This is a genomic window from Coleofasciculus sp. G3-WIS-01 (assembly GCF_040223135.1).
GTDB lineage: Bacteria > Cyanobacteriota > Cyanobacteriia > Cyanobacteriales > Coleofasciculaceae > Coleofasciculus.
Window position 1 is genome coordinate 13,054 of the sequence record NZ_JAVJZI010000264.1, and the last position, 21,521, is coordinate 34,574.

Annotated in this window: 17 protein-coding genes; 7 read left to right on the forward strand and 10 right to left on the reverse strand. The window is 45.7% G+C overall.

Features of this window, described 5'->3' with window-relative positions; genetic code table 11:
- Positions 1–3: 3 nt before the first annotated feature.
- From ygfZ to RIM23_RS28265, 4 genes are all read right to left on the reverse strand, one after another.
- Positions 4–1,068 carry a CAF17-like 4Fe-4S cluster assembly/insertion protein YgfZ gene (gene ygfZ / locus RIM23_RS28250; protein ID WP_446371479.1) on the reverse strand — a complete coding sequence of 355 codons (1,065 nt, stop codon included), beginning with the start codon at positions 1,066–1,068 and terminating at the stop codon, positions 4–6.
- A 97-nt stretch (positions 1,069–1,165) separates the two neighbouring features.
- A complete protein-coding gene (locus RIM23_RS28255) occupies positions 1,166–1,816 on the reverse strand; it encodes an RloB family protein (RefSeq protein WP_446371481.1) in 651 nt (216 codons plus the stop codon).
- 3 nt (positions 1,817–1,819) lie between these two features.
- Positions 1,820–3,112 carry an AAA family ATPase gene (locus RIM23_RS28260; RefSeq protein ID WP_446371483.1) on the reverse strand — a complete coding sequence of 431 codons (1,293 nt, stop codon included), beginning with the start codon at positions 3,110–3,112 and terminating at the stop codon, positions 1,820–1,822.
- A 359-nt stretch (positions 3,113–3,471) separates the two neighbouring features.
- Positions 3,472–5,055 (reverse strand): B12-binding domain-containing radical SAM protein, encoded by a 1,584-nt coding sequence (locus RIM23_RS28265; protein WP_446371485.1) that lies wholly within the window; start codon positions 5,053–5,055, stop codon positions 3,472–3,474.
- 256 nt (positions 5,056–5,311) lie between these two features.
- On the opposite strand from RIM23_RS28265, the gene RIM23_RS28270 reads away from it, so the two are divergent.
- Both RIM23_RS28270 and RIM23_RS28275 read left to right on the forward strand, forming a co-directional pair.
- Entirely contained in the window at positions 5,312–6,244 is a 933-nt protein-coding gene (locus tag RIM23_RS28270; RefSeq protein ID WP_446371487.1) for a cobalamin-binding protein, read from the forward strand.
- A gap of 223 nt (positions 6,245–6,467) precedes the next feature.
- Positions 6,468–7,844 (forward strand): DNA phosphorothioation system restriction enzyme, encoded by a 1,377-nt coding sequence (locus tag RIM23_RS28275; protein WP_446371489.1) that lies wholly within the window; start codon positions 6,468–6,470, stop codon positions 7,842–7,844.
- A 322-nt stretch (positions 7,845–8,166) separates the two neighbouring features.
- Here RIM23_RS28275 and RIM23_RS28280 read toward each other — a convergent pair whose 3' ends face one another.
- Positions 8,167–9,348 carry an SGNH/GDSL hydrolase family protein gene (locus RIM23_RS28280; RefSeq protein WP_446371491.1) on the reverse strand — a complete coding sequence of 394 codons (1,182 nt, stop codon included), beginning with the start codon at positions 9,346–9,348 and terminating at the stop codon, positions 8,167–8,169.
- A gap of 506 nt (positions 9,349–9,854) precedes the next feature.
- On the opposite strand from RIM23_RS28280, the gene RIM23_RS28285 reads away from it, so the two are divergent.
- The 5 genes from RIM23_RS28285 to RIM23_RS28305 all read left to right on the forward strand — a co-directional run bounded on the left by RIM23_RS28285 (position 9,855) and on the right by RIM23_RS28305 (position 17,303).
- Positions 9,855–10,097: a hypothetical protein gene (locus RIM23_RS28285; RefSeq protein ID WP_446371493.1), complete on the forward strand. Its 243-nt coding sequence runs from the start codon at positions 9,855–9,857 to the stop codon at positions 10,095–10,097.
- A complete protein-coding gene (locus RIM23_RS28290; protein ID WP_446371495.1) occupies positions 10,094–12,160 on the forward strand; it encodes an AAA family ATPase in 2,067 nt (688 codons plus the stop codon). The genes RIM23_RS28285 and RIM23_RS28290 overlap by 4 nt, the downstream gene beginning before the upstream one ends.
- Before the next feature lie 94 nt (positions 12,161–12,254).
- Complete coding sequence (locus tag RIM23_RS28295) at positions 12,255–15,746, forward strand: tetratricopeptide repeat protein (RefSeq protein ID WP_446371497.1); 3,492 nt, start codon at positions 12,255–12,257, stop codon at positions 15,744–15,746.
- A 654-nt stretch (positions 15,747–16,400) separates the two neighbouring features.
- Positions 16,401–16,901 (forward strand): hypothetical protein, encoded by a 501-nt coding sequence (locus RIM23_RS28300; protein WP_446371499.1) that lies wholly within the window; start codon positions 16,401–16,403, stop codon positions 16,899–16,901.
- Positions 16,902–17,105: 204 nt separating this feature from the next.
- A complete protein-coding gene (locus RIM23_RS28305) occupies positions 17,106–17,303 on the forward strand; it encodes a hypothetical protein (protein ID WP_446371500.1) in 198 nt (65 codons plus the stop codon).
- A 347-nt stretch (positions 17,304–17,650) separates the two neighbouring features.
- Here RIM23_RS28305 and RIM23_RS28310 read toward each other — a convergent pair whose 3' ends face one another.
- From RIM23_RS28310 to RIM23_RS28330, 5 genes are all read right to left on the reverse strand, one after another.
- The gene (locus tag RIM23_RS28310; RefSeq protein ID WP_446371502.1) at positions 17,651–18,088 is read right to left on the reverse strand and encodes a hypothetical protein; all 438 of its coding nucleotides are present in this window, start codon (positions 18,086–18,088) and stop codon (positions 17,651–17,653) included.
- Positions 18,089–18,170: 82 nt separating this feature from the next.
- Entirely contained in the window at positions 18,171–18,923 is a 753-nt protein-coding gene (locus RIM23_RS28315; RefSeq protein WP_446371504.1) for a hypothetical protein, read from the reverse strand.
- A gap of 66 nt (positions 18,924–18,989) precedes the next feature.
- Positions 18,990–19,790, reverse strand: a complete 801-nt coding sequence (locus tag RIM23_RS28320) for a hypothetical protein (RefSeq protein ID WP_446371506.1) — start codon at positions 19,788–19,790, stop codon at positions 18,990–18,992.
- A gap of 31 nt (positions 19,791–19,821) precedes the next feature.
- The gene (locus RIM23_RS28325) at positions 19,822–19,968 is read right to left on the reverse strand and encodes a hypothetical protein (RefSeq protein ID WP_446371508.1); all 147 of its coding nucleotides are present in this window, start codon (positions 19,966–19,968) and stop codon (positions 19,822–19,824) included.
- A gap of 65 nt (positions 19,969–20,033) precedes the next feature.
- The gene (locus RIM23_RS28330) at positions 20,034–21,518 is read right to left on the reverse strand and encodes a hypothetical protein (RefSeq protein WP_446371510.1); all 1,485 of its coding nucleotides are present in this window, start codon (positions 21,516–21,518) and stop codon (positions 20,034–20,036) included.
- Between the last annotated feature and the right edge of the window lie 3 nt (positions 21,519–21,521).

The window sequence follows — 21,521 nt, forward strand, 5'->3', positions numbered from 1 at the left end:
CCCCTACTGATTTCCATGGTACTCGTGGGTTAAAAAGGGAACATCCACAACTTCACCGTCAACCTCTCCCACCTTAACCTTAAGCCCAACGCCTCCAGCTTTGGTGCGGATATAGGCTAAACCAAAGCAACCTTGTTCCGTTTGAGTACAACTGGTTAACTTACCTACTTTTTCCCCATCCACGGTGATTACGGTTCCCGGTTCCACAGGTGCTGGTAAACGCACTCCCCGCAACTGCTGCTTGACACCCTTGTAAGTATTTAACCGCGCGATCGTTTCCTGACCGATATAACATCCTTTATTAAAGGAAATTGTAGTCCACAAGCCCGCTTCTAGGGGATTATAATCCTCTGTCAGTTCGTAATCGGGAAGTGGGCGCCCTTGTTCAATTCGCAACTGCTGCCATACGCGATCGCCCATTGGTGTAGCATTGGCTGTAGTTAAGGTTTGCCATAGCTTTGCCCCATCGCTGGTGGGGACAATTAAGGTATATCCAGGGAGTGCCAAACCACTCCCTCTAGCAATTCGCACATCTATATCATTTAGGTTTAGATGTTGATGACCACCATATCCCTCACCAATCGGCAACTGGACACCTAGCTTGGTCAAAAGGGTATCACTTTCGGGTCCGATTAGGCTAAAAATAGCAGTCTCATTCGAGATATCTCCCAATTCCACCCGATCCATGGGAAAGATATAGCGATCCAACCATTCTAGTAACTGTTGACACCGATTGGGAGATACTAACAGTAATACCGCATCTTCAGTAACGTAAGCGGTTACCAGATCAATAGTACGGGCAGTTGAGGTAACAAAAACCGTATCACAACCTTGTCCTAGTTTCAGTTTCTGGAAATCATTGGTACTTTGATTATGCAAAAAGCGCAGTCTATCGTCATCAGAGATTTTCAGCAGTCCCCAATGGGATAGATCAGCTAAAGCCACCCCTTGACGCGCTGCTTGTATAGCGGCTGCATCATTACCGAAACTGGTTGGCACTTTCACTTGGGCAACTGGCTCAAACGTTGCTCCTGCACTACGCTGCATCTCTTGTAAGGCTTGGCTCATACGTCAAATCTGTAGTTAACCCAATACGGCTTGGTTCATAAAAATTGTAGAGTAAAAGATGAACATAGAAAACAGTCATTGGGAATTTTAGAAAAACTTAACCGCTAAAACCTTTCTGTACTTGCAGGTAAATGACTATATCATGTACTTGTGTTAATGGGTTAGTACAAGCAGCACCCTCTAATTTTTTAGCATTCGCAATAGCTTGATCGAGTTGTGGTTTCAGTAAACCGTAGTAACCTGATTTACTTTTATCATAATCTTCAATACCGACTTTATTAAATTCTTTATTTAACTGAGCGATCACTTGTTTATAATTCTCAAAGGGACTACTTGTATAGCGGTAATGCAGTAAAAACCAGAACTCAAAACAGGGAATCGACAGAATTGGCTTAATTTTGTAGACTGAATAGCGATGAGCATCCATTATAGCTTGCTTATATTCTGGTCTATCCCCATCAAATAGGCAAAATACTTCATCGTATCTTGGCTTGCCCTTCTTTTGATTATCTCTCTGGTTTGCTTCACAAAGCTTAATCGCATTTTTCACGATATCGATACAAGAGCCACCAGAACCGGAAACCACCTTTATCGTAGTTGTCGGTAATTTTAAATCCTGTTTTAAGTCAGAAAAATAATTGTATTCGGTTTCTTGACCTTCAACCACAATCAGAATCAATTTACTGGGTCGCCTAAACTTTTTTTTGCGCTTGAGTTCTTGTTCAGACTTTCCTCGCTGCTTTGGCATGGTTTAAATATTGAGTCCACCGACAAATGGAATAGCTCCATATCGACCTTTTAGATAACCTTTTTGTAGAGATTCATCCTCACAAGGCTTAAATTCATGTAAGGAGTAGAGCTTAGTCATACTTTTATCTTTTTCTGTAAACCATATCTGATCGGGACGGAAAATTTCTCCATCGAGAAGACTCGTATCATGAGTCGTGAATATCAATTGAGCCTGGTTTTTATTTCTGTTGGGATTATTAAATCTTTTAACTAAGGCTGTTGACAATAATGGATGTAGGCTTCTATCCAGTTCATCAATCATTAAAATCTCTCCATCAAGAACGCTCTCCAAAGGTTCAGCAAGTTCAAATAAACGCTTTGTACCTTCAGATTCGTCCTCTAAATTAAGTGTTACTTTTTGTTCAGAATCCATGGTTCTATGGATAATTTTAATATCGGGAATTTTCATGTCTTTGAATTGTTCCCAATAAGGAAATGGGGTGTTATTTATAGCTTTTTTTCCCTCAGATGTTAAAGAAAAAGGGCGCATCTCTATTTTTATATCTGATATATCCGGATCGGCTTGAATCAGAAGGTTAACGACTTTTTGGTAAAATTCTTTGTCTTTTTCACATCTATCAGCAGTGTATAGCCCAGAAAAATATGGACTAATTAGTGGGCTGATCATATTTAATTTTTCTTCAAACCAATCAAATAACTTTGTTAACTGAGGGTGGTTATTTTGTGCAGCATGAGAGAGGAATAACGAATTGGAACGCACAAAATTTTTAATTCGTTCTTTTTCTCCTTTTAATCCCGCGCCAAACGACCATTCATAGCCATCATCTGCCTGGAAGTCTGGATTATCTGGCTTATAAGTACGAGATAACCAAGTCTGAGCACGTTTTTTGGGATAGGCAAGTAGCCATTCTTCATAAACTCGGTTTTCGTCTAAACTCACTCCGTATTCAAAGCGAATTTTATCATGTATAAAAATGACTTCCAAGTCTGTGGGTCGCTTTTGACATTCAGCATCAAGCAAAAAGGGTTGAACATCAAACTTATCACGCTTTTGCATTCGAGAGGCTGAACTAACTACAATATTCCTTAATGTCTGCATGGCTCGCAGTAAATTACTCTTGCCAGATGCATTTGCACCATAGATTACAGCACTGGTGAGTAAGCGTAGATCCTTCGTTCTTGGCATAGGGAAACTATTACTACTAAGCATCGCTTCATCTTCCGAAGCCACCATACTTAAGGTTTGCCGTTCTTTAAATGAACGATAATTTTCTACACTGAACTCAACCAGCATACCTGATGTCTCACTTCATTAACTATCGAGTCTCATTCAAAAATTACACCAAAAACCCTATTGAACACTTAATTAGATGGAGTAGTGTAGGGGCGCACCGACGTGCGCCCAGAAATCAGTAAAATCTATTCCAAAATTTTAGCTGTGTCATGCCACTACAAGTAGAAGCTATACGTAATTTCCTACTAGCGGCAGAGCCGCTGAATAGCATTTCCAGCTAAAAGCTGGAAACGAGAATTGGTAAGGGTTGTGGCTTAAGTTGACACCAATGACCGACGTGCGCCCAGAAATCAGTAAAATATTCCACAATTTTAGCTGTGTCATGCCACTACAAGTAGAGGCTATGGGTAATTTCTCTACTATACAATCACCGGATTTTTCCGATTCTCTGTAGAGGCTTTCGACTTTTCCTCATGTGCTAAAAACTCCGCCAACTGTCCCTCAATCTGCTCCCTAACAATATGACGATATTCCATAAAATGCTCGTTGTGAGCGCAAACAATTAAATAATGCTCCCAAACCGCCGGATTTCGCCGAATCATACTAAACAAATGATGCCAAAACTTCCAGCGTGTTTTCCGTTTCACTCCCTGTCGCCAACAGACAATCGCCACTGCCTTTAAATCCACCCAACTCGGCAATTTAAACGGGGGTTTACACTTCGGTTCTCCCAGTTTAAGAAAATACCGATACACCCGATCTAAATATTGCTCTGGCTCATATAATTGCCAAAACGCCTCGACATATTCCCTGGCAATTTCTTCTAAAGGTCGCGTGGGGATAAAATTCATTAAAGTCGTCTGGTTAATATTGCCATCTTTCCCTCGGAGTCGTCCCTCCTTATCCAATCGATGCCACAACGCTGTATTGGGTAAGGCTTGCAACATGGCAAAGGTTGTCGTTGGAATTCCCGTCTGTTCAGCAAACCGGACAATCCGCGAACCGGCACCAGATTTCTCGCCATCAAAGCCGACAATAAAGCCAGCAATCACCCGCAATCCCGCCTCAGTAATAATATCCACAGATTCCGCCAGTGAACTGCGGGTATTTTGGAATTTTTTAGTCAACTGTAAACTATCCTCATCCGGTGTTTCAATTCCCAGAAAGACAGCATCAAAATAGCACTCTACCATTAATTGCATGAGTTCGGGGTCTTCCGCCAAATCAATGGAGGCTTCGGTATTAAATCGGAAAGGATACTGGTGTGCTTCTTGCCAAACCTTTAATTCTTTCAGCAATAACTTGACATTCCGCTTATTGCCAATGAAATTATCATCAACCATAAACACACCCCGCCGCCATCCCAGTTCATAGAGATAGTCTAATTCTGCCAATAACTGGGCGGGTGTTTTCGTCCGAGGTTTACGTCCATAGAGGACAATAATATCGCAAAATTCACATTGAAACGGACAACCCCGCGAGAATTGCACCGACATTGAATCATAAGCGTCAAATTCCAATAAATCAAACCGAGGAATTGGCGTGGTTGTCACATCCGGTTTTTCCCCATTAGAGCGGAAGATTCCTGTCTCATCTCCCCGTTGAATCGCCTCAACAAACAGAGGTAATGTAATTTCGCCTTCATCTAAGATCAGATAATCAGTCCCCGCCTCCTGAACCTCATCGGGAACAGAGGTAGGGAAAGGACCACCACAAGCCACCCGTTTCCCTCGCCGTTTAGCTTCCCGGATTTGCGCCAGTAAATCCCCTTTTTGCACAATCATCGCCGAGAGAATCACAATATCCGCCCATTCCCATTCCGCTTCAGTGACGGGTCGGATATTGCGATCAACCAGTTTAAACTCCCACGTCTGTGGTAAAATAGCCGCAACAGTGACCAACCCTAAAGGAGGAAGTAAAACTTTGCGATCGACTAACTCTAATATTTTTTCATAAGACCAGAATGTCTTGGGAAAAAGGGGATAGACAAGTAATGCTTTCATATTAGAACTAAATCACCTAAACTTCGGCATCGGATAATAGTACAAGTTTTAACACAAAAATCCGGTTAGATTAACAAATCCAAAGTCATGAATTTCGAGTGAGTGCTTTTACCCCCTAAATCAAACTTGTCAGGAGATAACTTATCATTTCTCGAATTATACAAAACCTTCCCTCAAAACCGCTCAAATCCTCTGCGCCCCTCTGCGTACCCCTCTGCGTACCTCTGCGTTGAAAAAATATAATCTTCACTCCATCATGCCAACCTCTGACCTAAAAATAGTCTCCCTACTCCCCAGCGCCACCGAAATAGTCGCCGCCTTAGGCTTAACCGATGCAATTGTTGGGCGATCGCACGAATGCGACTATCCTCCCGAAATCCAGAACCGCCCAGTTTGTACCGAAGCACGACTGGATGCAGAAAAACCCAGCGCCCAAATTGACCGGGATGTGCGTCGCTTAGTCAAGGACGCCCTGAGCATATACCAAATTAAAACCGATATCCTGGAACAGTTACAACCCACCCATATTGTTACTCAAGATCAATGTGATATCTGTGCGGTAAATTTTCCAGAGGTGGAGAAAGCAGTTGCTCAACTCACCCATAGTCAGCCGAAAGTAATTTCCTTACAACCGAATCAACTTAGCGAGGTTTGGGCAGATATTGAACGAGTAGCGGCTACATTAGGCGTAGACGCGCAACCCTTACTCAGTCAACTCCAGTCTCGTGTGGAGGCGATTCAGCAAAAGACACAGAACCTATCCCTAGCCGATCAACCCACAGTCGCCGCGATAGAATGGACTGATCCGTTAATGGCGAGTGGAAACTGGATTCCCGAATTAGTTGACATGGCGGGGGGTCATCATTTATTTGCCGCCTTGGGTAAGCATTCACCCTATTTAGAATGGGATGCACTACTGAAAACTGACCCCCAGGTTATGATTATTATGCCCTGTGGTTTTGATTTAGAGCGCACCCGTAAAGAAACCCAGCAGTTAAGCCAGCGTCCAGAATGGTCAGAGTTACAGGCGGTACGAAATAAGAGAGTCTATATTACTGATGGCAATGCCTATTTTAATCGTCCAGGACCCCGATTAGTTGATTCCTTAGAAATTTTGGCAGAAATTCTGCATCCGGAATTATTTAATTTTGGCTATCGCGGAAAGGCTTGGGACGTTGTAGAGACGTAGCATGCTACGTCTTGAATGTTGTGTAGGGGCGGGTTTCACTACTAACAGGTCTTACCTCACCCTGATGTAACTAAACCCGCCCCGACTAGGTTATCTTATCTATCGAAAACGTTATTATTTCGGGTTTGCTGCACATAAATTAATTGGGCGCACGCCATGCGATTGGGCGCACGCCATGCGCCCCTACGGTACGTCTTCCCTTGGAACCATCTGCCTTCAATACATGATATCACCAGGCTGTCCCCGGATACCTCCATCACTGCACCTGCGTTCCTATCAGCAACAAGCGGTAACCAACTGGTTTAGCAATCAGGGACGCGGTATCCTGAAGATGGCAACAGGGAGTGGCAAGACAATTACCGCACTCGCGATCGCAACCCAACTCTATCACCAAATTGGCTTACAAGTCTTACTGGTTGTTTGTCCCTATCGTCATCTAGTTACCCAATGGGCACGAGAATGTCAAAATTTTAATCTAGAACCGATTCTGGCGTTTGAAAATGTACACCATTGGCAAAATCAACTCTCTTGTGCCCTTTATAACTTACAATCAGGTAATCAATCCTTTCTGACGATTATCACCACCAACGCCACATTGATCACAGAGGGGTTACAATCTCAACTCAAATACCTGCCCCCGAAAACCTTAATTGTCGGTGATGAAGCCCATAACTTAGGGTCTCGACGCTTAGAAGAAAGTTTACCACGCAACATTGGCTTACGTCTTGCCCTATCAGCTACACCAGAACGCTATTTTGATGAGGAAGGAACCCAAGGCTTATTCAACTATTTTGGCTCAGTCTTGCAACCTGAACTAACTCTAGCCGATGCGATTCGCCAAGGGGCATTAGTTAACTATCTCTATTATCCGATATTAGTGGAATTAACCGAAACCGAATCCATCGCCTATGCCAAGTTTACTAAACGCATTGGCTGGGCGCTAATGGATAATCAAGATAGCGACATCCCGAATAATGATACTGTAACCGCCCTGTTAATGCAACGCGCCCGTTTAATTGGGTCAGCCGCTAATAAGTTAACCGCATTGCGAGAGTTAATGGCACAACGGTTAGAAACTTATCACACCTTATTTTATTGTGGAGATGGTTCAGTTGAAGGAAATGTGAGTCAGGAAACCACTCGTCAATTAGCCGCCGTAACCCGGTTATTAGGAATTGAACTGGGATATCGGATTAACACCTATACAGCAGACACGCCGTTAACGGAACGAGAGGAATTACGTCATCAATTTGAAACCGGGAAATTACAGGGATTAGTGGCGATTCGCTGTCTTGATGAAGGGGTAGATATTCCGGCGATTCAAACCGCTGTTATTCTTGCCAGTAGTGGGAATCCCCGCCAGTTTATTCAACGACGGGGGCGGATTTTGCGTCCGCATCCTGATAAGGAACGGGCGACGTTATTTGATATGATTGTTCTCCCTCCAGATTTAGGGCGAGAAACCTTAGATGTGGAACGGAATTTACTGAAAAAAGAGTTGAAACGGTTTTTAGAGTTTGCTGACTTAGCTGATAATGCGGGAGAAGCGCGACTGAAATTGCTGCAACTTCAAAAACGGTATGGGTTACTGGACCTATAAAGTTCATCACCCTAAATCCGATTTATAGCAACCGCCATAGCTGTTAGGACACATCATTTATGTAGAGACGCGCCATGGCGCGTCTCTACAATGGTGCCTTTGTCCTAATCAATGTGTCTACTGCTATAATTCAATCGGTAGGGTGTAGGGGCGGGTTTTACTGTTATAGCAATCGCCATAGCGGTTAGGACGCATCATTTGGTAGAGACGCGCCATGGCGCGTCTCTACAACAGTTCGGAAAGTCCTAATCGATGTGTCTACTGCTATATCGTTCCTGGTTTACCCAGATGTGACTAAACCCGCCCCGACTAAGCCCAATAATTAAGTCGTTAAACTCTCCTCTTCTGTCTTAGATTTCTGCTGGGATCTCTTGAATTTCTTGTGGGCTAACCAACCGAGTCCGAAAAATCCCAATGCGGCGGATGAACCGGGTTCAGGAACCGACTGGGGTTCTGACTCCAGGGCTAAGAGTGCATCGGTAGCGAGTTGGCGATGAGCAACGGTGGTTGGGTGAATCCCATCCCAGAATAAATACTCGTCCGGGTTGTCACAGACTTTAAACTCTCGTGTTCCATCTAATTTCCCATCATCCTTGAGGGGTTCGATGCAAGAGTCGGTGACATTGGTGAAACCCTTGGCTTCTGGGTTGGCGATGGTTTTATTCAGCATCGAATAAGCATCAAGCTGTAGGATATCAATGTTTTCCAATTGACTCAAATTAGCCAGACTTGCGTCTAATAGAGTGTTATGGGTCTGAGATAATGAGGTCAGAGCCATGGATATTTGATCACCCATGCTCAGTGCGCGAGGGGTTTTGCCTAAATCTGGCAAATTGGGTACAAGGAAATTACGCGCCCCTAAATTATAGAGCGTTTGTACTGCTGTGGCTAAATTTTTCACACTCTGCATCGGCTCAGGGTCAGCTACAAGCTGATAATCATTAGGACCTCCCCATACAATATAGAGTGCATCCTCATCGGCTTGTTGACCCGCTACCGCTAGGTCATCTTCAAACCAATCAACCTGAGTTAATATTCCTGGTATCAGTTCACCAAGCTCACCCACCCCTTGAGTACCCGTTTGAGCCGCACCGAAGGCGAAGTTTACACTGTTGGTAGCCGTTGCACCATTAAAGAATGGGCTAACTTGAGGTTGATTGTTAATGATTGTGATGGGAGAACGGATATCAGAACCGGGAAACAGCACGGATAATTCTGTAGAAGGTATCAGGTTTATTCCCAAATCCTGTGCTAAATAATCGCTCCAAACTAAATCATTAGAAAAACGTCCTTCCTCATCGTAGGGGGGAACCACAGGTTCAACGGGTATTTCAAGTTGTTCAGGCAGTAGAATATTAGCGGCAGTTGTGGCATTGTAAATGTTACCGGGATCTGAGAGACTATCCCCAAAGACATACAGTTTGCTGAATGTAGCCGCTAAACCCTCTGCGGGCAACATGAAGGAAAGGACGGTAAATCCTAGAGCGACGATTGGTTTTTTCATGAGAGGTCTTGACAGTCATTACTAATGTGGACAATGAGGTTGTGGCATAGACTCCCTGGAAAATTAGGGTATCGTCTGTGCCTCAATAGGTTTGTATGCAGAGAATTGTGATGAATCTTTATGGGGTTATAACTAACCTAGCCTACCCACCATCAGGTCTTAGGTTGTTATAGTAGAGAGTGACATCAAAACAAGGTAGAAAAGTGATGAACAATAACGACCACCTAGTCTTACCGACAATCATGTATCCGTGAGCTGTAACCGTCACAGACCATGAACAACCTTCTCAAGTCAGCTTTTAATCCTACTCCTTAAAAGCCAACAAAGCGACCATCGTTTAACTAAATGCATGATTCTTCATGAACAAACACCCTGCTTAAATTAAGTATACATTACATTATTTTCCTCTGGGAGTAAATAGAACACATAAGTTAAAGATTTCATGAAGAAATACAAATAAAGAATGAACATAATCGTAGTTTAAGGTTTCGTCAACCCCCGATGTGATGACTTTTAAATATCCAGACATAGCCACTCAAGCAATCTCCAGAATTTTATCGGAAAAGCGTTCCGCCTATAATCAAAATGGGGCGTTATTTGACGTACAAGAACCGATTACCAGTGCGTCGCCAGAGGTGCGTCAGATTATTGAGAGAGTGTTACAAGCCGAAAAAGATAAGCTTTATATGAAGATCCCCCGCTATATTAATGATGACATCTTGAGAATTGTCAAGGAAGAAGTACAATGAAGTTGAGGTCAATCCGGCTGTGCAACTTTCGCCAGTTTTACGGGAAGACACCAGAAATCACTCTGGCAACTGGCGATCGCAATACGACGGTGATTCATGGGAATAACGGTGCCGGAAAGACTACGCTATTAAATGCCTTCACCTGGGTTCTGTACGAGAAATTCACGGCGGCGTTTGCGTCTGAAGAACAACTGGTGAACAAACGGGCAATTAACGAAGCTGCCCTGAAAGAATCGGTAGAATGTTGGGTAGAAATTGGTTTTGAGCATCAGAATAAACGCTATCAGGCAAAGCGACTCTGCCGTGCTTACAAGACGGAAGCGGGGGTGGAACAGGGTAAAAGTGAACTATACCTGCAAATTGCCGATGATGATGGTCGCTGGCTCCTACCGCAACAACTGCCAGAGGATATCATAGGACGCATCTTACCTGCAAGTTTACATCAATACTTTTTCTTTGACGGGGAGCGGATCGAGCAAATTGTCCGATCTGATAAAAAAGCCGACATTGCTGAAGCGACGAAGACGTTGCTCGGCGTCGAGGTGTTAAATCGTTCAATCAAGCATCTCAAGGAAGCCAGAAAAAGCTTAGAATCTGAATTATCCTTAATTGGCGATTCAGAAACAAAAAAACTGCTCAAAGAACAAAAGCAACTAGAACAAAAAAGTCACCACCTGGCAAATCGACAAGTGGAAATTGACCAGGAATTAGCCCACCAAGATGAATTAAAGCAAACCTTGAGTAGTCGCTTATTAGAACTCGGTGGCGCGACAGAGTTGCAACAGCTACGGGATGAACTCGAAGCCCAGCAAATATTACATCGAGATCAGCTTAAACAGGCAAAAGATAGCCTCAAACGTATCCTGTCTACACGCGGCTATACCGTGTTGCTATCGCAGATGATTACAGACTTTCACTCCATTGTCGAAGACTTGCGATCGCGCGGCGAACTTCCGGTGGGGATTAAACAGCAATTTGTCCAGGATTTACTGCACAGCCAGCGCTGTATCTGTGGTACCCCATTACCGGAAGGAACCTCAGCCTATCAGCAGGTGGCGGCTTGGATGGATAAAGCCGGATTAGCTGATGTGGAAGAAACGGCGATTCGTTTAGGAGTACAGGTTAGTGAAATTAAACGGCAAATCCCCGGATTTTGGACAGATATTGATCAGCAACAGATGATTCTATCCCAAGAACGAGCAGAACTCTCTCGCATTGAAACCCAACTCGATGATATTAGAAAGAAACTGATCACGTTTCCAGATGAGGATATTAGTCAACTGCAAAAGCGCTTAGATGGAATCGATACAATCTTTCGCGATTTAACCTTAGAAAAGGGTTCAAATCAGCAGCAAATTGAACAGCTAAACACTGATATCCAAGCCATACTCAAGCAAATTGCCAAGCATAAAATGAATGAAGCCAAACAAGCCTTGGCGCAGCGACGGATTGCTGCAACTCAGGATGCCATTGAACGGTTAATCGAAGTCAGAACTCGACTAGATAATCAGTTTCGCACGTCGTTAGAAAAGCGAGTTCAGGAAATTTTTGCCGGGATTTCCTTTACCCCCTATCTCCCTAAAGTGAATGAGAACTATGAATTAACCTTGGTGGAAACCACCACCGGAAACGAGGAAATCGTGGCGGCGTCTACAGGAGAAAACCAAATTCTTAGCCTTTCTTTTATTGGTGGAATTATTGATCGGGTGCGGGATTGGATTCATGAACAGGCGCTGATGGGACCTGATAGTAGCACATTTCCCATCGTTATGGATTCACCTTTTGGCAGTTTAGATGAAATTTACCGCCGCCAAATTGCTCAAACCCTTCCTACTTTAGCTAATCAGTTAGTCGTGTTAGTCACGAAGACTCAATGGCGAGGGGAGGTGGCGCAAGAGATGGAACCCTATATCAGTCGAGAATACGTCCTGGTTTACAATTCACCCAAACCCGAGTGCGATCGCGACTGGATGGAACTAGGAGGGGTTCGTTATGATTTAGTCAAACCGAGTCCGAATGAGTTTGAATATACAGAAATTGTTGAAGTGGAGTATGTGTTTTAGTGAAGGTGTTGAACCGGATTGGATAGTATAGGGTTATTCAATGTCTTGATATTTATCGGTTTAGTATAGATTTGCCTGAATAGTCTCATAACCAATGACCATTATTACGATTCGCGAACAGGAATCAACGGATAACGGATTTACCGCGACTCTCAGTTTTGATGGGCGGGTGAATTATCCCATCGCGATTACTGACCCCTTCACCCCGAAACAAGAACAGATTCTGGAATGGTATTTTGAACAATGGTTAGTTTTTCCCCAATTGGGAACGGTGAAGGCGGAACAGGCGAAAGAATCTGTCAAGTCTTATGGGGAACAATTATTTGAGCAGGTATTTAGAACCAATATTGACGCCTATAGCGAGTATCGGCAAATCCGGGGGAATTTAAGTCAGATTCAAATAGAGATTGAAAGCCAGACGCCAGAGTTTCAAGCGTTACATTGGGAAGCGCTGCGTGCTCCGGATTTACCGCGTCCTTTGGCGGTGGATTGTCTGATGCTGCGGAAGCATACCAAACCCGTTCCCATTGGCGCAAGTATGCCAGCTTTTCCGGTGATTAATTTACTCTTGGTGACAGCACGACCGGATGAAGAAAGGGATGTAGGATATCGTACCATTTCCCGTCCCTTAATTGAAGCGATTGAAACGGCAAAGTTACGGGTGAATGTGGAGTTATTGCGTCCGGCTACATACAAGGCGTTATCCGATAAGTTGGAGGAGAAAGGAGCGGGATATTATCATATTATTCATTTTGACGCTCATGGCTCGTTGATGAGTTATGAGCAATATCAGAAAGGGAAAAAACGGAAGCGGTATACGTTTCAGGCGCGGTGGGGGCGAGAGGATATTACTGAGTATGAAGGGGTGAAGGCGTTTCTGTTTTTGGAGGGAGAAAGTCAGGGAAAGGCTGATCCGGTGGAGGCGTCGGAGTTGGCGGATTTGTTGACAGGAAAAGGGATTCCGGTTTGTATTTTAAATGCTTGTCAATCGGGGAAACAGATTTCTGCTTCTCTTACTCTTACTCCCCCCCTTTCAAAGGGGGGGACGGGGGGGGATAAAACCAATGCGTCGCCAGAGTCTTTAGATAGTAAGGCGGGATTAGGTGGTGGGGAAGTATCCCCCCCAACCCCCCTTCGTAAGGGGGGAGAAAATGCCCCAGCCCCCCTTCAAAAGGGGGGAGAAAATGCCCCAGCCCCCCTTCAAAAGGGGGGAGAAAATGCCCCAGCCCACCTTCGTAAGGGGGGAGAAAATGCCCCAGCCCACCTTCGTAAGGGGGGAGATGACGCCCGCGAAACCAGTTTGGGGAGTCGCCTCATGGCGGCGGGGATGCATACAGTAGTCGCGATGGGCTATTCCGTAACCGTAACCGCCGCCTCCTTATTAATCGAAACCGTCTATCACCAAATCTTTGCTAAAAAGACGATTCGGGAAGCCCTACGACTGGGACGCCGCGAACTCTACAACAATAAAAAACGCAAAGCTTATTATAACCAAACTATCGACTTAGAAGACTGGCTCTTACCTGTGGTTTATACCAATCAGCCCGTTAATTTGAATTTACGGGAATTTACGCCCCAGGAAGAAGAAGACTATTATGCCGCACGTCAGCAGCAGTATCGGTTTACTCCACCCACCTATGGCTTTGTTGGACGAGATTTGGAGATTCTCAAGATAGAAAAGGCATTGCTGCGCCATACTATTTTACTGTTGCGGGGGATGGGGGGAACCGGGAAAACTACCCTCCTGAATTATTTACGGGAATGGTGGCAAACGACTCACTTTGCTGAAGCTATCTTTTATTTTGGTTATGACACAAAAGCCTGGACATTGAAGCAAATCCTGCGGGAGATAGGCAAGCAGGTTTATGATAAGTTCGAGTTCAGCCGATTTCAGGCAATGAATCAGGCGGCGCAGGTGCAGAAATTAGCAGAGAAACTGAAAACCGAGACTCATATCCTGATTTTGGATAACTTGGAATCGGTGACGGGGAAACGGTTGGCGATTAAACATACGTTATCCAAGAATAAGCGAGAGGAAATTCAGGACTTTATCAGCCGATTAGTCGGTGGAAAAACGCGGGTGGTGTTGGGTTCCCGCAGTGGTGAGGAGTGGTTACAAGGGACATTTGGCGATAATGTGTATCGGTTACAGGGATTAGATGTTCAGGCGCGTTCGGAGTTGGCGCAAAAGATATTAGAACGGTATTTACCGAAATCGAGGATTCCGCAGATACGGGAGGATGAAGCGTTTATCCGATTAATGAAACTCTTGGCGGGGTATCCCTTGGCGATGGAGGTAGTGTTGGCGAATCTGAAGCAGCAATCCCCGGCGGAGATTGTCGCGGGGTTGGAGAAGGCGGATATTGCGTTGGATTCGGGGAGTGAGGATAAGACGGAGAGTATTGTTCAATGTGTGGAGTATTCCCATCGGAATTTGTCGGCGGCGGCGCAGCAATTGTTGTTGTGTTTAGCGCCGTTTAGTGGGTTTATTTTGCGGGATGGGATGGGGCTATATGTGAATGAGTTGCAGCAGTTAGCACCGTTTCAGGATTATCCGTTTGAAGAGTTTGATGGGGCGATTCAAGAGGCGATTAATTGGGGGTTGTTGTCCCCCAGCCCCTCTCAATCCCCCCAACCCCCCTTTGAAAGGGGGGCTAATGAGAGATTGTTAAGGATTCAGCCGGTTTTTCCTTATTTCTTGCGGATGAAGCTGAATGAAGAGGATGCAGCGATGCGGGAAGCGTTGCGGGAGGGGTTTAAACGTCATTATTTGGTGTTGGCGGGTGTTTATCAGGAGTTGATGAAATCGAAGCAGGCGCAAGAACGACAACTGGGGATTTTCTTCTGTCAACTGGAGTATGAAAATCTCTACAATGCGCTGCAACTCTGTTTAGAGAAGCAGGAAACCGTCGATATCTTTTTCTGTTTGGCTGAATACTTTGAGCGAATTAATGATATCCAGAGTAATCTCAAACTCTCAGAATTCGTCTGTCAGGCACAAGCGGCATATCCGGCATCATTACACACAGGTGAAATTGGGCTGGAAATTGTCATGGCACAGGATCGGTTAGCCTATTGTTACCTAAACACCCAGAATTATACTCAAGCCAAAGCCACTTATCAGCAGGTGCTGGAACTTTACCAAAAGCTTACCGGGTTAGAGGAGAGACAGAAACAGAATGCACTGGCTACAACCTATCACCAGTTAGGAATCGTTGCCCAAGAGTTACGGGAGTATGAGCAGGCAAAGCTATACTATCAGCAGGCTCTGGATATTTACATTGAATTTAGCGATCGCTATTCTCAAGCTGGCACCTATCACCAGTTAGGAAATGTTGCCCAAAAGTTACGGGAGTATGAGCAGGCAAAGCTATACTATCAGCAGGCTCTGGATATTAAGATTGAATTTCGCGATCGCTACAATCAAGCTAAAACTTATGGACAATTAGGATTACTGGCAATAGCCCAGGAAAACTACGCCGAAGCCAGGGTGAATTTACAGACAGCCTTAGAGATATATCTAGAATATCAGGATGACTATCGGGCTGACGTTGTACGGGAACTCTTAGCACAACTCCCAGATTAAGAAGGGCACGATGATATCGTGCCCCTACCCCATCAATTATGCCTGGGTATCGTAGGGGTACGGCATTGCCGTACCCTAATCGTATGAATTCGCGCCAAGGTAAAAACCAATGCTGGCAAGCCTTTCCCCCTCATCCCCTAACCCCTTCTCCCATCAAAAATACTGCGGGCGAATTGGAAAAACCTAACCCCCCAGCCCCCTTCCCACCCCTCTCGTTCTCCCCTACAAGGGGAGATGGCAAAGGATGCTTCGCTTTTTTTGCACGGAAGGGGGAGCATCAAAGCCCCTCCAAATAAAAAAAGATATTCCGCTTCCCTCTCCTTGTAGGAGAGGGTTAGGGAGAGGTTCGGAAAGGGGTTTGGGGAGGGGTCTGACCCCTCAGTTAATGACCAGCAATATCCATCAAGGGAGAAGGGGAACCGGATTCTCTTACTCCCCTCTTGCTCCCCTCTCCCGTGCAAAAAAAGCGAAGCATCCTCTGTCATCCCCCCTCTTGTAGGGGGGAACGAGGGGGGTTGGGAGAGGGGCTGGGGGTGAGGGCTGGCGTGGGAGAGGGGTTAATGTCAACCCATAAATCCGGTTAAAATAAAAGAATCCTTGCCCTCTTCAACAATAGCCAGGGCAACGGGAATCTTCACATCAGGAAACACAACCATGCCCTATCAAAATATTAGTGCCAGCCTCTCAGACACCGATATCGAAGAAATCAACATCGCCTTACAAACCATTGAACAGAAGCTACCCTTTCTAATTAACCTCAGCCCCAAAGAACGCCATGATCTCTATAAAATGGGCGATAAAAGTTTAGCCTTTGTCAACAATAGCCTCAACGCCGCCCAATCTAACCCTGGCATTCTCCCCGCCAACTTCAGCACCGAGGAATTCGAGCGCGACTATCAACTGGCGTTGCGTCTTTCCGAGTTACTCATCCGACTCGAGCAACTGACAGAAAAGGTGGATGATACCCTGATAGCCGTGGGGAGTGAAGCCATGAAAACCAGCTTAACCGTCTATGACTACGTGAAAATGGCATCGAAAACCACACCGGGCTTAAAAAGCGTGGCGGAGCAGTTAAAAGAACGCTTTAAAGGGGTGAAAACAAGAGGGAATGGGAGTTCATCAGGGGAGGAGTCAAACGCTGAGAGTGATGAATGACGCTCTGAGCGTGGTGGGGGGACACTCTGAGCCTCGCGGGAGACACTCTAAGCGTGCTGGGAGGACACTCTGAGCCTCGCGGATGACACTCCGAGCGTAGTGGGGGGACACTCTGAGCCTCGCGGATGACACTCCGAGCGTAGTGGGGGGACACTCTGAGCGTGGCGGATGACACTTTAAGCGTGGTGGGGGGACACTCTGAGCGTGGCGGAGGACACTTTAAGCGTCGTCGAGGAGTCTCAAGGTGACAAAGTTTACCCGAACAAACCAAAGAGCAAGGCTTCAAGCCTCAACCATCAGCATCTACACCCCTGCGATACCGATTATGGTAGAGACGTTCCGCCGGAACGTCTCTACCATGGTGCTTCGCTCAACCTAAGCTGCTTGACATTTAAACCTTAATGTCAATAATGGTGAAATCCTTGTAGTGCGTTAAGCGAAGCCATGCCGCAGGCTTTGCATCTTGCTCGCTACTAATACCCAATTTAAATGCATGACAGCTTAAGAGATTCTCTGGAAATCGAATTGACGCACCAATACCAGATGGGTAGGGGAACGATATCATCGTACCCTTCAAATGGCTGCTCCCCCGGTTCTTTTAAAGGGCGGGCGCGAGTCAAGTTATCAGTTGGGTGCTCTCATGTTATCTGTAAAACCCGCCCCTACACCCCCATTATCGTACCCTTCAAATGGCTAGGGCGCACGTCGGGAATGGGCGCACGCCATTTGAGGGCGCACGCCATGCGCCCCTACTTGCCCGGTAATGACTTGGAATCGGAGGGTTCTGTATATTGGCAGAAAATATTTAAGCCAATCTTGAGAATATACAATACCACCACAGTTGCGATCGCAGGATCAAGGGGAAATCCAGCTAACCCCACCAAATACACGATTAATCCCGTCAGCAAGGGTGTACTTCCGGGATTCTTGGTGTACTCCTGTACCTTGGTGCGAAAGCTATCATCACCACACAATTCCTGACGCAACTGGTTCAGCGTCACTTCCCACAGGGATTTATCCGGAAAATCCGGGATTGTACCATATTTCTGGCGATACAGTTCCTCAAAGGATGCCTCAATATCCCCATTATGGTCTTTGAGAAGTGCGATCGCGTCTTGTGCTGGATCATCATTGGGTAAAATTGTTTGATATGAATTCAGTTCCGAGGTGGTGAGTTGAGTATTCATCGTTATCTTTTTATCGGCTGGCTAAATCAGTCTTGTAATAAGGATAAAGAGTGGGGAATGGGGAAGGGTAACGCTAAGATCATCAAGAAGAAAACAATCCGCTTAAGAGTCGCCTAGCTAACCGCTTGGATCTGGGTTTTGAGGAGAGAAATCCAGCCACAATTCGCCGCATTATCCAGCGCCTTGCTTTTGGCAGCAATAAATGAAATAGGCGTCGAAAACCAATGTAAAATAATCCCACCATGATTAAAACAGTAATCAGCATCCAAGGGTTATTCAGGAAAACGGGGATAAAGGGAATCACCAGCAGCATAGAAATCAGTAATGTTAGTCCCCAAGCCAGCCCATTAATCAGCCCAGTTAAGGGAACATATTTACCGAAACGCAACTGACGCATTACTTGTTCAATTAACCAATAATGTGCCGTTGAAATCTGATGGGAAAAGTTGGGACGTTCTAGACAATTGCGCTGGATTTGATGGATAATATCACCATCCAAGCCAATAACACTTCGCATCAGCGCCTCTTGGGAGCTTCCTCGCTTATAGTAGGTACAAAACGTTAATCCTGATTGCCAACGGTTTTCGTCATCAATGAGAGCGTAATACCGCAAATCTGTGAGCAATTGACGGGAAAGCTTAAGAGAATCTCCCATCTGTTGAGCCTGTTGAATGTGTCGTAAAGTTTCTTTATCTAAGGTGAAGCGAACCCCATGAAACAGAAACTGAGAGCGAGAAATGCGTTCTACCTCGATTTGAATACAAGCCGCGATCGCTAAATTCTGGCGCGGGGAAGGTAGGTGAGAGGGCGTGGCTAAAGGAGGATACTGGTTCATAAAAGTTCAAAGTAAAAAGTTAAACCCTGTTCCCTATTCCTTGTTCCCTGTGTACAGCGCTATAACTTATGACCGATGCAATGTAGCTTTGACCAAACCAATAATAAACTCCAACAGTCCGCGCCATTGTCGTTCACTGGCGATTACCCCTTCTCGGTGAATTTGCAGAATGACCTCTTTCTGGGGATGGTGAAACAGGGATTGATCGTAACGGTTGATCACATCACCATCGAGTTGAATCACTGTTTGAGCGCAGATGGTATCTGTGGTGATCATTCGTTGAATTATATCAGCTTGATCGGGTTGAACAGAGACTAAGCGTAGCACTGTTTGATTCCGATCATCCAAGGCGGCTTTGAGTTCAGCTAGTTTACGCAAACCCCGTAAAAAACGACAATTACTCAAAAGTCTTTGAATGGTAACAATTGTCTCTGGACTTTTCAGATCGATGGGATTGGGGAGACGAGTGGGGATGCGATCAAAATCATCAGCGAGACTGGAGTGATTCTCATTGAACATTGTCGGATCATAAAGTTCAGAGGTTGGATCACTCAATTGCCCCCGGTATTCCCGTTCTAGTCGGGTGCGTAACTCCAGGTAGCGATCGCGCAACGACTCATGGATACCTTGTTGTTCTAAATACTCCGGCGAAATCGGATAAATATCCCGGTACGCTTCCCAAGCAATAAACTTATGACCGCTAATATGTTCTACCACCATCGTATTCACTTCTAGCGCCGTGAAGTCGATTAGCGTGTCGCCCAAGGACTGCAAGAAGTGATTTAGGCTTCGATTCACACCCGAACTATTGCCTCGGGTTTTAGAGGCGGGTACATCCTGTGAATCTTGTCGATTTCGATTGGTCATCAACCCACACCTCTCTAGAACACCTGTTCACTCATCCAATCATCCACCGAAATTCCCAAAAATGGAAACATTCGCGGCTCAACACTTCATTGTATCGCTCTAGTGCAGCATGGCTCCAAATACCCAGACGTTCCACCGGAAAGTCCCTAAATGCTCCCCCTGCTAAGAGACGCGCCATGGCGCGTCTCTACATTGCTAAGAGACGCGCCATGGCGCGTCTCTACATTGCTCCCCCTCGCCGCGCTAGGGTTCTGGGTTTTTATCCTGAAAGCGGCTAGGGGGTGGAGGCGGTGGTGGCTCTCCTTGCTTCGTTGATTTGGGCTTCTCCTCCCAATCGTCCTCTGGATGGCTGAGGGAATCAAAATCATCAACAGAAAATTCTTCAAAGGAGAGTTCCCCGAATCCATAATCCTGCTCATCCACATTTTCGGCGGATTGGTTTTGGTCTGCCAACAAATCTATAGGATCACTTAATGATTCTGAATCCATTTCTTTTTCCTGAGAGTCTTCAGGTAAAGCATCTAACCCAGCTAGAGGATCAGCCGTTGAGCTTACCGACTCAGACGCTTGGCTCTCACTCAAGTCTTGCCATTCAATCTCACTATCAACATCAGTTAAATCGGAATAGGGTTCAAGTTCCTCAACCGCAAATTCATCCCAATCTTCCTGAATATTTAACGGCGAGGGAGACTCCTCGACGGGTGGGGGTGCAGCAAAGGGATCAAAGTCTTCCACTAAGTCACCCCAGTCTTCATCGGTATCCATCTGGGCAAAAGAGTGATCGCCTAATTCCGGTTCGTCTACTACCCAGTCATCCCAGTCTGCATCGTCGTCAGTATCCTGGTTTAGTTCTTCTAAGGATTGCCAACTGGGCATTTTTTGAGCCGGTTCTGATCCCCTGGGTTTGGGTTCAATGTCTGTCTGGGGTGGGATATCCAGTTCCGCCGAGGGGTGCGACTCCTCCTCATCAAGTTCCAATGTTCCCCAATCGTCGTTGACAACCTGCCAATCTTGCTCATCTAACTCCGCTTGGTTGGACGATAGCGGTTCTGCTTCAGTGAATTCGTCTCTCGCATCCTCAGTTGTAGAGGACTCTTCATCGTCTAGAGGTGGGCGTGGAGGACGGGGTAAGGACTCGAGCAAATCTAGCACCGAGTCATCCTCATCATCATCTTCTTCTTCCTCTTGCTCCCAAGCTGTCATTGTCTCGCTAGAGGGAGTCGATTCAGCAGATACCTCTTCCTGAATCGTCAAATCTGGCGTCTGGGTTGCCAATTCGGCGGCGGCGACGACTGCTACTCCTTGATCCGGGTGGGCGGCTGTCTCTTCCTGGGTGATGGCTAAGGGTGGGTATTGTACCTCACTCAACCCTGTCCTGTGGCGTTGCAGCGTGATTAAAATCTCAAATAGCTTTTGCAAAGTTTTAAGATTATTCTCAACTAGCTGATTGCCTTGTTCCACCTGTTCTATATGAAAGGGGAGGAGTTCTCGATAGGGACCATTGCCAATAAACTGCTCCCCAATCTCATTCGCGATCGCGCCCTCAATCGTATTAATTTGAGTCCGCAGGCGATAACCCGGTTTGGCAGCTGTTTCGGCGCCATCCTCAGCATCAGAAGCTACCCAGGTTGTAATTTTCAACTGAACCGCTTCCGCCAAAGCCCCAGCAAACGCTTCTTGAACCTTGCCTGCTTTGAGTTGTTGCCTAAAGTCCTCACTCGACGCCATAAT

What these genes read in the sequence shown, in the direction of transcription:
- RIM23_RS28330 (WP_446371510.1), bottom strand. Translation starts at nt 21,518, where the DNA reads ATGGCGTCGAGTGAGGACTTTAGGCAACAACTCAAAGCAGGCAAGGTT.
- RIM23_RS28255 (WP_446371481.1), bottom strand. Translation starts at nt 1,816, where the DNA reads ATGCCAAAGCAGCGAGGAAAGTCTGAACAAGAACTCAAGCGCAAAAAA.
- RIM23_RS28290 (WP_446371495.1), top strand. Translation starts at nt 10,094, where the DNA reads ATGAAGTTGAGGTCAATCCGGCTGTGCAACTTTCGCCAGTTTTACGGG.
- RIM23_RS28285 (WP_446371493.1), top strand. Translation starts at nt 9,855, where the DNA reads ATGACTTTTAAATATCCAGACATAGCCACTCAAGCAATCTCCAGAATT.
- RIM23_RS28315 (WP_446371504.1), bottom strand. Translation starts at nt 18,923, where the DNA reads ATGAACCAGTATCCTCCTTTAGCCACGCCCTCTCACCTACCTTCCCCG.
- RIM23_RS28300 (WP_446371499.1), top strand. Translation starts at nt 16,401, where the DNA reads ATGCCCTATCAAAATATTAGTGCCAGCCTCTCAGACACCGATATCGAA.
- RIM23_RS28280 (WP_446371491.1), bottom strand. Translation starts at nt 9,348, where the DNA reads ATGAAAAAACCAATCGTCGCTCTAGGATTTACCGTCCTTTCCTTCATG.
- RIM23_RS28295 (WP_446371497.1), top strand. Translation starts at nt 12,255, where the DNA reads ATGACCATTATTACGATTCGCGAACAGGAATCAACGGATAACGGATTT.
- RIM23_RS28265 (WP_446371485.1), bottom strand. Translation starts at nt 5,055, where the DNA reads ATGAAAGCATTACTTGTCTATCCCCTTTTTCCCAAGACATTCTGGTCT.
- RIM23_RS28270 (WP_446371487.1), top strand. Translation starts at nt 5,312, where the DNA reads ATGCCAACCTCTGACCTAAAAATAGTCTCCCTACTCCCCAGCGCCACC.
- RIM23_RS28325 (WP_446371508.1), bottom strand. Translation starts at nt 19,968, where the DNA reads ATGGCGCGTCTCTTAGCAGGGGGAGCATTTAGGGACTTTCCGGTGGAA.
- RIM23_RS28320 (WP_446371506.1), bottom strand. Translation starts at nt 19,790, where the DNA reads ATGACCAATCGAAATCGACAAGATTCACAGGATGTACCCGCCTCTAAA.
- RIM23_RS28275 (WP_446371489.1), top strand. Translation starts at nt 6,468, where the DNA reads ATGATATCACCAGGCTGTCCCCGGATACCTCCATCACTGCACCTGCGT.
- ygfZ (WP_446371479.1), bottom strand. Translation starts at nt 1,068, where the DNA reads ATGAGCCAAGCCTTACAAGAGATGCAGCGTAGTGCAGGAGCAACGTTT.
- RIM23_RS28260 (WP_446371483.1), bottom strand. Translation starts at nt 3,112, where the DNA reads ATGCTGGTTGAGTTCAGTGTAGAAAATTATCGTTCATTTAAAGAACGG.
- RIM23_RS28310 (WP_446371502.1), bottom strand. Translation starts at nt 18,088, where the DNA reads ATGAATACTCAACTCACCACCTCGGAACTGAATTCATATCAAACAATT.